Origin of the sequence: Dactylosporangium sp. NPDC050588, from assembly GCF_040654975.1 — a bacterium.
In the GTDB taxonomy this organism is placed as follows: domain Bacteria; phylum Actinomycetota; class Actinomycetes; order Mycobacteriales; family Micromonosporaceae; genus Dactylosporangium; species Dactylosporangium maewongense.
The window spans coordinates 95712-109093 of record NZ_JBFAJA010000012.1; the positions used below are offsets into that span (position 1 = coordinate 95712).

A 13382-nucleotide genomic window follows, 5' to 3' on the forward strand; every position below is an offset into this window, starting at 1 on the left:
CCGATGGGTAAGAGGGCCGGCATGACGGTCTTCGGGTTGCACAACTCGCACGAACAGATCCACCCGTCCGAGCTGCTGGCCGCGGTGGAGCGGGCGGAGGCCGCCGGGTTCGGCGCGGCCATGTGCTCCGACCACTTCTCGCCGTGGAGCGCCCGGCAGGGGCAGTCGGCGTTCGCGTGGTCGTGGCTCGGCGCGGCGCTGCAGGCGACGTCGCTGCCGTTCGGGATCGTCAACGCGCCCGGTCAGCGGTACCACCCGGCGATCATCGCGCAGGCGATCGGGACGCTCGCGGCGATGTACCCGGGAAGGTTCTGGGCGGCGCTCGGCACCGGCGAGGCCAGCAACGAGCACATCACCGGCGACGGCTGGCCGCGCAAGGACGTCCGCGCCGCACGGCTGCGGGAGTGCGTCGACGTGATCCGGGCGCTGCTCGCCGGCGAGGAGGTCAGCCACGACGGGCTCGTCACCGTGGACCGGGCGCGGCTGTGGACCCGCCCCGACGAGCCGGTCAGGCTGGTCGGCGCGGCCGTCAGCGTGGAGACCGCCGGCTGGGCCGGAGCGTGGGCCGACGGCCTGATCACCGTGAACCAGCCGGTCGAGCACCTGCGCCGCATGATCGACGCGTACCGGGCGGCCGGCGGGCGCGGTGACCTCTGCCTCCAGGTGCATCTGAGCTGGGCGCCGACGGACGAGGAGGCCCTGGCCGTCGCGCACGAGCAGTGGCGCAGCAACGTCTTCGCGCCGCCCGTCTGCTGGGACCTGGAGACCGCCGGGCACTTCGACGTGGTGTCCGAGCACGTGACCCCGGAGCAGGTCGCCGGCACCGTGCACGTCGGCGCCGACCTGGGCCGGCACGCCGAGATCCTGCACGGGTACGCCGAACTCGGCTTCGACCAGATCTACCTGCACCACGTCGGGCAGCGGCAGGACGAGTTCATCGACGCGTTCGGCGCGAAGGTCCTGCCACAACTGCGGTAGAAAGTCCGAAGGTCGGGGCGGCGCGCTCCGATAACCGGGTGTGTGGTCCGTCCTGCGGCGGGCCGGGCGGGCGATGTCGCGCGCCGGGGCCCTCGCCAGCCTCGTCGCGGTCCTCACCGCGGCGATGGCGGTCAGCGCCGGGGTGGTGCTGGACCGCGCGCAGCACCGGGCGATGACGCAGGCCCTGGACCGCAAGGTCGGCTCGGTCGCGGCGGCCGTCGTCCACGAGACCGGCCGCTACGTCGACACGCTGCGCACCGTGGCGGCCGCGACCGGCGCGTTCGAGCCGCTGACCGCGGAGAAGTTCGCCCGGGCCGTCGACCCGCTGCGGCACATGGGGCTCGCGGGCGCCACGTCGATCGCGTTCATGGTGCCCGCCGACGACGGCGAGATCGGCCGGGTGCAGGCGCTGTGGCGCGAGCGCGGGGTGCCGGGCCTGACGCTCACGCCGGTCGGGTCGGGGACCGGCCACATCTTCTCGATCTTCAGCGAGCCGTTCGACGGCTCCACCGCCGGCGGGCTGGGCGTCGACGTCAGCCAGGCGGCGGCGCCGACGCGGGCCCTCGCCGAGGCCCGGCGGTCCGGCCGGGTCACGGTGTCCGACACGTACCTGCTGATCCGCGACCGGAACCTGCCGGAGCGGCAGCGGCAGCAGTCGTTCGTGCTGACGGCCCCGGTCTACGGCACGCCCGGCCCGCCGCCGGTGTCGGGCGCCGCCGGGGAGCGGCCGTTCCTCGGCTGGGTGCTGATGGGGCTGCGGGGGCAGGACTTCATGACGGCCGCGGTGCGGCGCAGCGCCCAGAACAGCGCGGACGTGACGCTGTCGGCGCGCGACGCCGACGGCACCGAGGGCACCGTGGCCGCGGTCCGCGCCGAGTCCGACCGGCACCGGACCGACCACCGGACCGTCGACGTCGCGGTGGCGCAGGCGCGGTGGCGGCTGCGGATCAGCGTCGTCGCCGCGGACCTGCCCGGCGCGGGCCCGTTCCCGGCGGCGATGACGGCCGCGGGTCTCGGCCTCGGCGGCCTGCTGGCCCTGTTGACGTTCGTGCTCGGCACCGGGCGGGCCAGGGCGGACGCCCGGGTCGCGGCCGCGACGGCGCGGCTGCGCCGCACCGAGGCCGACGCCCGCGACCACGCGGCCCTGCTCACCGCCGTGGTCGACAGCGTCAGCGACGGGGTCGGGGTGGTCGACGAGCACGGCCGGTTCCTGCTGCACAACCCGGCCGCCAAGGCGCTGCTCGGGGTGGAGGAGGACAGCCAGGACGGCGCGGACACGTGGCAGGCGCACTACGGGATCTTCCGGCCCGACGGCGTCACCCCGTTCCCCACCGGGGAGCTGCCGCTCGCCCGGGCGCTTGCCGGGGAGGCCAGCGACCAGGTGCCGATGGTGATCCGCAACGACGGCAACCCGGACGGGGTCGTCATCACCGTGTCGGCGCGGCCGCTGCACGGCAGCGCCGGCCGGCCGGGCGCGGTCGCGGTGTTCCACGACGTCACGGCGCGCGCCGCCGCCGACCGGGCGATCGCCGAGGCGAACACCGCGATGCGCGAGGAGCTGTCGCTGCGGGAGGCGGCGGAGGCCGGGCTGCGCGCCGCCCGGGACGAGCTCGCCACCGAGCGGGCGTACCTGCGGCAGGTCCTCGACGCGCTGGACGTCACCGTCATCACCTGCGACGCCGACGGCATGCTGGTGCACACCAACCGCGCGGCGCGGGTCGCGATCCCGGGCCTCAACGCCGGCGCCGACGCCGGCGGCGGCGGGCCGCTGCCGGCGGTCGAGAGCAGCCGCCGGGTCCGGATGGCGCACCCGGACGGCACCCCGTTCGCCGAGCACGACCTGCCGCTGCTCGTGGCGCTGCGCGGCCGGCGGGTCGACGGGGTCGAGGCGCACGTGACCCAGGCCGACGGGCACCAGCAGGTGGTGATGATGCATGCCCGGCCGCTGCGGGACCGGGAGGGGCGGATCATGGGGGCGGTCGCGTCGTCGTACACGATCACGGCGCTGCGGCAGCGGGAGGCCGAGCTGACCGCGTTCGCCGGCATCGTCGCCCACGACCTGCGCAGCCCGCTGACGGCGATCGGCGGGTTCACCGAGTTCGTCCGCGACTCGCTCGGCGACGGGCTGTGCGGGCAGGAGCACCGCGAGGAGCGGGCGGTGCTGGACCGGACCCTGGCGACGACGGCCCGGATGCGACGGCTCATCGACGACCTCCTCGGCTACGCCGCGGCCCGCGACGCCGTGCTGGACGCGCGGGACCTCGACCTGCGCGCCGTCGTCGACGACGTGGTCACCGAGCGGCTCGCGGCGCAGGCCGCCGACCCGACCAGCCCGCCGCCGCAGATCTTCGTCGGCGCCATGCCGTCGGTGCACGCGGATCCGGCGCTGCTGCGGCAGCTGCTCGACAACCTGATCGGCAACGCGCTGAAGTACACGCCGCCGGGGCAGCCCGCGCGGGTCGACGTCTGCGCGACGCCGCACGGCACCGGGTGGGTCCGGGTCGACGTCGCCGACCGCGGCATCGGCATCCCGGAGGGCGAGCACGACGCGATCTTCACCGGTTTCCACCGCGCGCACCGCACCGCGGACTACGCCGGCACCGGCCTCGGGCTCGCCATCTGCCAGCGGGTCGTGGAGCGGCACGGCGGCACGATCACCGCGAACGACAACCCGGGCGGCGGGGCCAGGCTGTCCTTCACGCTGCCCGTCGCGCAGTCCGCCCGCTTCACGGCGCGGTCCCGCGTCCCCTCGGACCAGACGTTCGGCTGAGCCGTGCCGCTCACGCCCGCTCACGGGCGGGCAGGGTGATGACGAAGCACGCGCCGGGGTGGGCGGGCTCGTAGGTGAGGTCGCCGCCATGCGCCCGGGCCAGCTCGCGCACGATCCACAGACCGAGGCCGACGGAATGGGGCGCGGCTCCCCCGCCGTACCGGCTGAACAACGCGCTCACGGCGTCCCGCGGCACCCCGGGACCGTGGTCGCGGACGGCGATCGTCGTGGTCCCGCCGGACGCCGACGCGCTCACGCAGATCGGGGCGGCGCCGTGCCGCATGGCGTTGCCGATCAGGTTGACCAGCATCTGCTCGAGGCGGTCGGGGTCGGCGACCACCGTCAGGCCGGGCTCGACGTCGACGACGGCGTCCGCCTGCGGGGTGAGCAGGACCGCGTCCGCGACCGCCGCGCGCACCAGGACGGGGCGCAGGTCCAGCTTGAGCCTGCCGTCCTCGACCCGGCCGACGTCGAGCAGCCCGCTGGCCAGCCGCGCGATCCGGGCGACCTGGCGCAGCGCGGCGGCGGTCAGCCGGGCCCGGCGCTCCGGCGGCAGGTCCGCGTCCTCGTCGAGCAGCTCCAGGGCACCCTGCACCGCGGTCAGCGGCGACCGTACGTCGTGCGCCAGGGTCAGCATGAGCGACGCCCGCCACCGCTCGGCCGCGGCGACCTCGTCCTGGGCTCGCCGCCACTGCCGGACCCGCCCCGCGATGAGCACCGCGACGGCGGTCACGACCGGCACGAACACCACGGCGCTGCCGACGACCTCGGGCGGCTGGTGCGTGGCGATCAGCGGCGCGATGTAGGCGGCGGCGGTCAGCGGCGACAGGGCGTACGCGATCCAGGGCGGGTGGTGCAGCCCGACCCACGCGAAGAGCAGGACGAAGAACGGCCCGGTGCCGGCGGCGGTCCCGCCGAACGCCCACGTCGAGAACGCCAGCACCACCAGCCCCGCGAGCGCGAACGCCACGGTCGCTCTCGGATGCAGCCGCCGCCACGGCGCCCACCACGCGGCCGCCGCGATGCAGAAGTCGGCGACGGCGACGACGAGCAGGTCGCCACCGCGGCTGTGCGGCTGGGCGACGCCGAGGACGGCGAGGACGCCGGCGAGCAGGAACAGGCCGGCGGCGGCACGGGCCGCTCCGGCGCTCCCGTCGAAACCGATGCTCCGCCACATTACGCAACGATTGTATGGCGCTACACACCGTGCACGTCCCGCATCAGCGCACGGCCAGCGCCTCCGGTTCGCCCGCGGCGTCCAGCTCGTCGGCGGCCACCGCCTCGCGGGGCAGGGTGAACACGAAGCGGGCACCGTCGCGGTACGTGTCGTCGAGGCGGATCTCGCCGCCGTGGAACTCGACCACCTTCTTGCACACCGCCAGCCCGATCCCCGTCCCCGTGTAGGTCTCCCGCGAGTGCAGCCGTTGGAAGATGACGAAGATCTTGTCCGCGTACTTCGGGTCGATGCCGATGCCGTTGTCCTCGACGCTGAACTGCCACATGTCGCCGGCCTCGCCGACCGCCACCCGCACCACCGGGTCCCGGTCCGGGTGGCGGAACTTGATGGCGTTGCTGATGAGGTTCTGCCACAGCATCGTCAGCAGGGTCACGTCGCCCGGCGCGGTCGGCAGCGGCGGCCGCTCGATCCGGGCGCCGCGGTCCGCGATCGCGCCCGCGAGGTTCGCCTCCGCCTGCGCGATCACGTCGTCGAGGTCGACGGAGCGGCTGTCGTCGTACACCCGGCCGATGCGCGAGAAGGTCAGCAGGTCCGTGATCAGCCGCTGCATCCGGGTCGCGCCGTCGACGGCGAAGGCGATGTACTGCCGGGCCTTGTCGTCGAGCTGGTCGCTGTAGCGGCGCTGCAGCATCTGGCAGAACGAGGCGACCTTGCGCAGCGGCTCCTGCAGGTCGTGCGAGGCGACGTAGGCGAACTGCTCCAGGTCGGCGTTGGAGCGGTGCAGCTCGAGCTGCTGCTGCTCCAGCTTCGCCCGGGCCCGCTGGCTGTCCACGAGCGCGGCGACGACCCGCTGGCGCATCGTCTCGACGTCGCCGGTCAGCCGGGCCAGGTCCGCCGGGCCGGCCGCGGCGAGCCGGTGGTCGAAGTCGCCGCCGGCGACCCGCCGCACCCCGGCGCTGAGCCTGTCGAGGGGCCGCAGCACCACCACGCGCAGCAGCACCGCGATCGCGACGATGAACAGCAGCAGGAACCCGATCATCCCGATGAACACGCCGTCGCGCAGCCGGCGGGCCGTGTCGAGGTCCGCGCGGGCCTGGTCCCGGATGGCGGCGAGGTCCCTGTCGAGGGTCGCGACCCGGTCCCGGACCGCGTCGAAGGCGGCCTTGCCGGCGAGCACCGTGTCGACCGTGCTCGTCGGCAAGGCCGCCGGGTCGCTGCCGCGGCGGCGGGTCTCGATCGCCGGGTCCGCGACGGTGGTCCGCCACTCGCGGGCCTGCGTCTCGGCGCGGTCGAGGTCGGCGAGGGCGACGGGCTCACCGGCGAGCAGCTGCCGGATGCGGGACAGCAGGGTCCGCTCGCCGGCGACGCCCCGCGCGTACGGCTCCAGGAACCGCTCGTCGCCGCTGAGCAGGAAGCCGCGGACGCCGGTCTCCTGGTCGACGAGGGCGGCGGTCAGCTCGACGACCGCGGTGCGGGCCGGGGAGATCCGGTCGCTGAGCCGGTTGGACACCGCCGCGGTGTGGCTCAGCACCCCCGCGCCGACGGCCGCGCCGCACACGACGAGCACCACCATCGCGATCAGCACCGACGCGAACCACCGGGTGCTGCTCCACCGGTCCCACACCCTGGTGGCCGGGTATCCATCCGAGCCGATCACAGCAGCACGGTACGCGATCCGGTGCGGCGGCGCCTGTTCAGCGGCCCCGCGGGTCGTACGCCGACACCTTCCCGAGCTCCTCGAACAGGTGACGCTCCCGCGTGCTCAGCGTCGCCGGCACCATGATCCGCACCTCGGCGTACAGGTCACCGGGGCGGCCGCGCGGGTTGGGCAGCCCCTGCCCGCGCAGCCGCAGCCGCCGCCCGGACGACGTGCCGGCCGGCACGTCCACCCGCACCGGACCCCCGGGGGCGTCGAGCGGCACCCGCGCGCCGAGGGCCGCCTCCCACGGCGCGACCGGCAGGTCGAGCACCACGTCCCGGCCCTGGACCCGGAACCGGGGGTGCGGCGCGAGCGCGACGACGAGGTACAGGTCCCCGGGCGGGCCACCGGCGACGCCGGGGCCACCCTGACCGGCGAGCCGGATCCGCTGGCCGTCGACGACGCCGGCGGGGATGTTCACGTCGTAGCGGCGGGGGCGGCCGTCGGCGTCCGGCAGGGTCACCGTGCGGCGCCCGCCGCGGAACGCCTCCTCGACGCCGACCGTGATGTGTGCCTCGGTGTCGGTGCCCGTACCGTACCGCCCCCCGAACATGCTGCTGAAGAGGTCGTCGATGTCGACGGTCTGCACACCCCGCGGGCGCGCCCGCTCCCGCCCGGCCTTGTCGTGGCGGGCACGGCGCTCCGGATCGGACAGCACGTGGTACGCCTCGTTGATCTCCTTGAAGCGGTCCTCGGCGCCGGGCTCCTTGTTGATGTCGGGGTGCTGCCGGCGGGCCAGGGTCCGGTACGCGCGCTGGATCTCCTCCGGTGTCGCGGTCCTGGCCACGCCGAGCACCTGGTACGGGTCGCGCCGCTCACTCACCGTCGGGCCCGTTCTCCCTGTCGCCCAGCAGCAGCGGCGCGCTGACCGCGACGACCGCCGGCCGCAGGAGCCGCTCGCCGTCCCCGTACCCCGGCCGCAGCACCCGCACCACGGTCCCGGGCGGCGCGTCGCTGTCACGCACGACCTCGGCCGCCTCGTGCCGCACCGGGTCGAACGGCTCGCCGACCTCGCCGAACGGTGTGAACCCGAAGCCGGCGAGCACGGCGAGGGCCTGCTCGCGGACGCCTTCCACGCCTTCGACGATCGTGCGGGGATCGGCGTCACCGTGCCGCAGCGCCAGGTCGAGGTTGTCCAGGACGGGCAGCCACGCGGTGGAGATCGCGATCCGCTCCTCCTGCCGCTGCCGCGCCGACTGGCGCTCGGCCCACTTGCGGGTGTTCTCCACGTCCGCCGCGGCCCGCTGCCACCGTTCGGTGAGCTCCGCGACCTCGTGCTCCTGGGTCATGACCCGACCTCCGCCGTGCTCCGGCGCCGCCCTGACCTGGAGCTCCGCGCCGGCCCGCTCATGACCCGGTGTTGAAGTCGGCGTCGATGACGTCGTCGGCGTCCTGCGGTGCCGCGGCGCCGGCCTGGGACGGCCTGGCGGCCCGGCTGCCCAGCGCCAGGGTCATCTGCCGCAGGTCCTCGGTGAGCTGCCGCATGCGGGCCGCCGGCGCCTGCTCCTCCACCGCCCGGCGGGCGTCCGCGACGAGCATCGAGGCGCGGGCCCGCTCGTGCTCCGGCACGTCGCCGTGCTCCTGCAGGGCGCGTTCCAGCTGGTACGCGACGCTGTCGAGCTCGTTGGAGGCGTCGACCCGCTCCCGGATCTGCCGGTCCTCGGCCCGGTGCTCCTCGGCCTCGCGCACCATCCGCTCGACCTCGGCGGCGTCGAGGGTCCCGCTCTCGGTGATGGTGATCTGCTGCTCGGCGCCGGTGTCCTTGTCCTTCGCCGACACGTTGAGGATGCCGTTGGCGTCGACGTCGAACGTGACCTCGATCTGCGGGGTGCCGCGCGGCGCGGGCCGGATGTTCTCCAGCCGCATCCGGCCGAGGACCCGGTTGTCGGCGGCGCGCTCCCGCTCGCCCTGCAGCGCGACCACGTCGACGGCCGGCTGGTTGTCGTCGGCGGTGGAGAACGTCTCGGCGCGCCGGGCCGGGATCGTCGTGTTGCGCTCGATGACCCTCGTCATGAGCCCGCCGAGGGTCTCCACGCCCAGCGACAGCGGCGTCACGTCGAGCAGGACCACGTCCTGCACCTCGCCCTTGAGCACGCCCGCCTGGATGGCGGCGCCGAGGGCGACGACCTCGTCCGGGTTCACGGACATGTTGGGGTCCTTGCCGCCGGTGAGCCGGCGGACGAGGGCCTGCACGGCCGGCATGCGGGTCGCCCCGCCGACGAGGATCACCTCGTCGAGGTCGCCGGCGCCCGCCTTCGCGTCCTGCATCGCCTGCCGGACCGGCTCCATGGTCCGTTCGAGCAGGTCGTGGGTCAGCTCCTCGAACGTGGCCCGGGTGAGCGTCATCGTCAGGTGCTTCGGGCCGGTCGCGTCGGCGGTGATGAACGGCAGGTTCACCTGGGTCTGCGTCACCGACGACAGCTCGATCTTCGCGCGCTCGGCGGCCTCGGTGAGCCGCTGCAGCGCCTGCGGGTCGGTGCGCACGTCGATGCCCTGTTCCCGCTGGAACTGGTCGGCGATGTGCTCGACGAGCCGGTGGTCGAAGTTGTCGCCGCCGAGGTGCGTGTCGCCGGACGTCGCCCTGACCTCCACGACGCCGTCGCCGACGTCGAGGATGCTGACGTCGAACGTGCCGCCGCCGAGGTCGAACACGAGGACCGTCTCGTGGCCCTGCTTGTCCAGCCCGTACGCGAGCGCGGCCGCCGTCGGCTCGTTGATGATCCGCAGCACGTTCAGCCCGGCGATCTTCCCCGCGTCCTTGGTCGCCTGCCGCTGCGCGTCGTTGAAGTACGCCGGGACCGTGACGACCGCCTCGGTCACCTTCTCGCCGAGGTGCTTGGCGGCGTCGTCGGCGAGCTTGCGCAGGATCTGGGCGGACACCTCCTCCGGCGACAGCTGTTTGTCGCGCACGTCGAAACGCACCATGCCGTCGGGGCCCTGCACCACGTCGTAGGTGACGCTGCGCGCCTCCTCGCTGACCTCGTCGAAGCGGCGGCCGATGAAGCGTTTCGCGGAGTAGATCGTGCCCTTGGGGTTCAGCACCGCCTGCCGGCGGGCGAGCTGCCCGACGAGTCGCTCGCCGGTGCCGGTGTACGCGACGACGGACGGCGTCGTCCTGCTGCCTTCCTCGCTGGGCAGGACGGTGGGGCGGCCACCCTCGAACGCGGCGATCACGGAGTTGGTCGTGCCGAGGTCGATTCCCACAGCGCGTGCCATGTGTGCATCCCTCCTGAGCCTCCGGCTGCTGCAGCCGATTCAAGGCTCGCCGGGGTGCACAGGCCGCGTCTCACCCACCGGTGGTGAGCGCCCCGTCGCGCAGGACGGCGTGCGCGCCGACGACCTGGTTGACGATCTGCGTCACCCGCAGGTCGACCGCGACGCTGGCGAGCGCGACGGCGTCGGCGCGCCGCACCCCGTGCAGCCGCTCCAGCAGCGCGAACATCGCGTCCAGCGCGGCGTAGGCGGCGTCGTCCAGGGTGTCGCCGAGGCCCATCGTCAGCCATGCGTCGCCGGTGCGGGCGACGGGGCCCGACACGGGGAAGTCGTCGCGCAGCCCGAACGTGAGCGTCACCCGGTCCATCGGGCACTCGATCGCGGTGCCGCTGACCTCGCCGTCGCCCTGCGCGGCGTGCCCGTCGCCGACGGAGAACAGTGCGCCGTCGACCGGGACCGGCAGCAGCAGCGTGGTGCCGGCGACGAGCTCCTTGCAGTCGATGTTGCCGCCGTGCGCCCGCGGCGGGATCGTCGAGTGCTCCCCCGGCTCGGCCGGCGGCATGCCCATCACGCCCATGAACGGGCGCAGCGGCACGGTGTGGCCGTGCTGGTTGCGGCCGGTCATCGCGACCGGGTCGAGGTCCCAGGCGTGCACGACGCCGTCGTGTTCCAGGTGGTACCGGCGGTTCGGGCCGCTCGGCCAGCCGCCGGCGACGGTGGTGCCCCACGCCGCCGGCACCACCTCGTCGATGCGGACCTCGAGGGTCTGCCCGGGCGTGGCGCCTTCGATCTCGACCGGCCCGGTGAGCGCGTGCCCGTACCCGTCGCGGTACTGCGGCACCCGTGGACGGTCCGGCACCCGTTCGCCGGCGTACCGGCCGGCGGACCACCAGCAGTCCAGGGTCCGGAAGGTCACGGTGTCGCCGGGCCGCACGGTCAGCGCCGGTGGGCGGTCCCGCGAGAAGTAGCCGTGCAGCGTCCGGTCGTCGGGGTCCAGCACGTGTTCCACGGGTACGAGTGAAGCAGGCCCGGTCACGTCGCCGCGCCCCCGCGGCCACTCGGCGAATCGGGCGGTCGGCTGATGCCCTGCCGACCTGTCTCGGGTGCCATGATGGTTGCCGGGTCGGTGGCGAGGGGGTGCTGAGGTCGATGGCACAGTTCGATGTGAAGACGTCCGAGGTGGACGGCCGGGCCGTCGTGGCGCTGGCCGGTGAGTGCGACCTGACCTGCCGCGAGGAGCTCACGGCGGCGCTGCTGGCGGCCGTCGACCTCGCGCCGGTGGTCGTCGTCGACCTGGCCGCCCTGCGGTTCATCGACTCCAGCGGCATACACGCGCTGGTCGCCGGCCATCACGCCGCCCAGCGGCAGAGCCGCAGGCTGGAGGTGGTCAACGCCGCCGGCGTGGTCGCCCACGTCCTGGACATGACCGGCGTCGGCGACCTGCTGGCCCCGCCCACGGAGACGGACATGGCGGCATGAGCGCCCCGTCGGTCGACTACAGCGTGCCCGGCGACCTCGGGGCGGTGCGGGCGTTCGTGCGGACCCAGGCCCTCGCGTCGGGCATGTCGCCGACCCGCACGGAGCTGCTGATGCTTGCCGTCAACGAGCTGGCGACCAACACGCTGCAGCACACGACCGGCGGCGGCCGGGTCAGCCTCTGGGCCGACGACGGGCAGATCGTCTGCGACGTCGTGGATCAGGGTCCGCCGCGCGCGTTCCCGCGGCCGATGCCGACGGTGGACGCGGTCCGCGGCCGGGGGCTGGCGATCGTCGAACGGATCTGCGACCAGGTCGACACGGTCACCGGGCCCGACGGCACCACGGTCCGCCTCCGCCTGCACCTGTAGCGGCCCTGTAAGGGGGCCTGTAGCGGACGCCGTCAGGGTTCTACGCACACCGCCAGGGTGCAGGTGTCGTCGTCGGGGCTGGCGTAGTGCAGCAGGCCGCGGAGCCGGGTCAGCGGCTCGGGCCCCGCCTCGGCGGAGACGGCGGACAGGGTCTGCTTGACGCGGCCGAGCATCACGTCGCTGTCGGTGGACCGGCGCTCGATCAGGCCGTCGGTGTAGAAGAGCACGAGGTCGTCGTCGCGCAGTGCCGCCGTGACGACCGGATAGGCGGAGTCGCGGGCGGCGCCGAGCAGCAGGCCCGCGGGCCGGTCCAGCTCCGTGGTCACCCCGGCCCGGGCCAGCAGCGGCGGCATGTGCCCGGCCCGCGCCCACGCCAGGGTGCGGGTGGCGGGGTCGTACAGCCCGATCGCCGCCGTGCCGGTGATGCCGAGCTGCAGGGACAGCTGGTTCATGTGGGCGAGCAGCGTGCCGGGGTCACGGATGCCGATGGACAGCCACGCCACCAGCGAGAACCGCAGGTGCGCCATGCCGTTGGCGGCGTCCAGCCCGTGCCCGGCGACGTCGCCGACCGCGAGCACCACGCGCCCGTCCGGCAGGGTCTGCGCGTGGTACCAGTCGCCGCCGACCTGCGCGGCGCTCTCCGCGGGCAGGTAGCTGACCACGGCCCGCAGCCCGGCCAGGGGGAACGGCTCCGGCGGCACCGGCTGGATCAGGTTCTGCAGCTGCGCGGCGAGCCGGTGCTCGGCGAGCGCCGTCATCTCCCGGGTGCGCAGCTGGTCGCGGAGCCGATCCATCGCGGTGCGGGCGTCCTCGCGGGCGGTGACGTCCTGCACGACGGCGTAGATCTTCAGCGGGCTGCCGTCGGCGTCGCGGGCGACGTCGGACAGGATCCGCAGGTACTTCACCGTGTCCGCGGTCCGGAACCGGACGGTCACGTCGGCCGCGGCGCCGCTGTCCAGGGTCTGCCAGGCGGTCTCGCTCACCCCGCGGTCGTCGGGCAGCAGCGCCGCGGCCTGCTCCGACCGCGTCATCGGCCCCAGCGCCGGATCCCGCCCGAAGATCCGGAACATCCCCGGCGACCAGTCGCTGCACCCGGTGATCAGGTCGTGCTCGGCCCAGCCGAGGCTGCCGAGCTGCTCGGTGCGCTCCAGCCGGCGGCGGGCCTCGTCGGTGCGCTGCCACCACACCAGCAGCCCGCCGAGGACCGGATGGACGCTCACCTCGAACAGCGAGTCGGCCACGATCCCGGCCCGCCGCTCGGCATACCGGAAGGCGGGCAGCTCCGCGGGCACCCCGTCGGCGAGCACCCGAAGGTACAGGTCCCACAACGGTCCGCCGACCATGCTCGGGTACAGGTCGCTGACCCGCTCCCCCACCCGCTCGAGACCGCGGCCGTAGATGTCCCCGGCCTGGCCGCTCACCGCGGCGACGAGGAAGTCGGCGACCTCGCCGTCCTCGCCGGTCAGCGGCAGCAGCCACGAGCACCCGACCGGCACCGCCGCCAGCAGCGCCCGCACGACGGAGGGCACGGTGCCGCCCGCCGTGGCCGGCGAGGTCCCACGCCGCGCACCGTCGTGTGCCATCACCGAAGCTTAGTGCCGGGCAAGTACCGTGGCCGCCCCGGCGCGGCGGGTGTCGCCGCTTCCGACGTTCACCCCGGTTTCCCGCCATCCGTACCCGGTGACGGCGTTACGGTGC

Annotated in this window: 11 protein-coding genes; 4 read left to right on the top strand and 7 right to left on the bottom strand. The window is 74.6% G+C overall.

The window, feature by feature from the left end:
- The first annotated feature begins 21 nt into the window (after positions 1-21).
- Positions 22-978, top strand: a complete 957-nt coding sequence (locus tag AB0I21_RS10495; RefSeq protein ID WP_360560130.1) for a TIGR03885 family FMN-dependent LLM class oxidoreductase — start codon at positions 22-24, stop codon at positions 976-978.
- 40 nt (positions 979-1018) lie between these two features.
- Positions 1019-3748: an ATP-binding protein gene (locus tag AB0I21_RS10500; RefSeq protein ID WP_360560062.1), complete on the top strand. Its 2730-nt coding sequence runs from the start codon at positions 1019-1021 to the stop codon at positions 3746-3748.
- 10 nt (positions 3749-3758) lie between these two features.
- Here AB0I21_RS10500 and AB0I21_RS10505 read toward each other — a convergent pair whose 3' ends face one another.
- The 6 genes from AB0I21_RS10505 to AB0I21_RS10530 all read right to left on the bottom strand — a co-directional run bounded on the left by AB0I21_RS10505 (position 3759) and on the right by AB0I21_RS10530 (position 10846).
- Complete coding sequence (locus AB0I21_RS10505) at positions 3759-4925, bottom strand: ATP-binding protein (protein ID WP_360560063.1); 1167 nt, start codon at positions 4923-4925, stop codon at positions 3759-3761.
- A 43-nt stretch (positions 4926-4968) separates the two neighbouring features.
- Entirely contained in the window at positions 4969-6582 is a 1614-nt protein-coding gene (locus AB0I21_RS10510; RefSeq protein WP_360560064.1) for a CHASE3 domain-containing protein, read from the bottom strand.
- 37 nt (positions 6583-6619) lie between these two features.
- Positions 6620-7447, bottom strand: a complete 828-nt coding sequence (locus AB0I21_RS10515; RefSeq protein ID WP_360560065.1) for a J domain-containing protein — start codon at positions 7445-7447, stop codon at positions 6620-6622.
- Positions 7440-7913: a nucleotide exchange factor GrpE gene (locus tag AB0I21_RS10520; protein WP_360560066.1), complete on the bottom strand. Its 474-nt coding sequence runs from the start codon at positions 7911-7913 to the stop codon at positions 7440-7442. The genes AB0I21_RS10515 and AB0I21_RS10520 overlap by 8 nt, the downstream gene beginning before the upstream one ends.
- Before the next feature lie 58 nt (positions 7914-7971).
- On the bottom strand, positions 7972-9840 hold the full coding sequence (gene dnaK / locus AB0I21_RS10525) for a molecular chaperone DnaK (RefSeq protein ID WP_360560067.1): 1869 nt from the start codon (positions 9838-9840) through the stop codon (positions 7972-7974).
- 70 nt (positions 9841-9910) lie between these two features.
- Positions 9911-10846 carry an acetamidase/formamidase family protein gene (locus AB0I21_RS10530; RefSeq protein WP_360560068.1) on the bottom strand — a complete coding sequence of 312 codons (936 nt, stop codon included), beginning with the start codon at positions 10844-10846 and terminating at the stop codon, positions 9911-9913.
- Between the two features lie 140 nt (positions 10847-10986).
- On the opposite strand from AB0I21_RS10530, the gene AB0I21_RS10535 reads away from it, so the two are divergent.
- Together AB0I21_RS10535 and AB0I21_RS10540 are read left to right on the top strand one after the other, a co-directional pair.
- The gene (locus tag AB0I21_RS10535; protein ID WP_360560069.1) at positions 10987-11316 is read left to right on the top strand and encodes an STAS domain-containing protein; all 330 of its coding nucleotides are present in this window, start codon (positions 10987-10989) and stop codon (positions 11314-11316) included.
- On the top strand, positions 11313-11684 hold the full coding sequence (locus AB0I21_RS10540; protein ID WP_360560070.1) for an ATP-binding protein: 372 nt from the start codon (positions 11313-11315) through the stop codon (positions 11682-11684). Before AB0I21_RS10535 ends, AB0I21_RS10540 begins: the two co-directional genes overlap by 4 nt.
- Positions 11685-11716: 32 nt before the next feature.
- Here AB0I21_RS10540 and AB0I21_RS10545 read toward each other — a convergent pair whose 3' ends face one another.
- Positions 11717-13267 (bottom strand): SpoIIE family protein phosphatase, encoded by a 1551-nt coding sequence (locus AB0I21_RS10545; protein ID WP_360560071.1) that lies wholly within the window; start codon positions 13265-13267, stop codon positions 11717-11719.
- Between the last annotated feature and the right edge of the window lie 115 nt (positions 13268-13382).

Coding starts and splice junctions, on each gene's coding strand:
- AB0I21_RS10495 (WP_360560130.1), top strand. CDS start 22: ATGACGGTCTTCGGGTTGCACAACTCGCACGAACAGATCCACCCGTCC.
- AB0I21_RS10505 (WP_360560063.1), bottom strand. CDS start 4,925: ATGTGGCGGAGCATCGGTTTCGACGGGAGCGCCGGAGCGGCCCGTGCC.
- AB0I21_RS10520 (WP_360560066.1), bottom strand. CDS start 7,913: ATGACCCAGGAGCACGAGGTCGCGGAGCTCACCGAACGGTGGCAGCGG.
- dnaK (WP_360560067.1), bottom strand. CDS start 9,840: ATGGCACGCGCTGTGGGAATCGACCTCGGCACGACCAACTCCGTGATC.
- AB0I21_RS10535 (WP_360560069.1), top strand. CDS start 10,987: ATGGCACAGTTCGATGTGAAGACGTCCGAGGTGGACGGCCGGGCCGTC.
- AB0I21_RS10540 (WP_360560070.1), top strand. CDS start 11,313: ATGAGCGCCCCGTCGGTCGACTACAGCGTGCCCGGCGACCTCGGGGCG.
- AB0I21_RS10545 (WP_360560071.1), bottom strand. CDS start 13,267: ATGGCACACGACGGTGCGCGGCGTGGGACCTCGCCGGCCACGGCGGGC.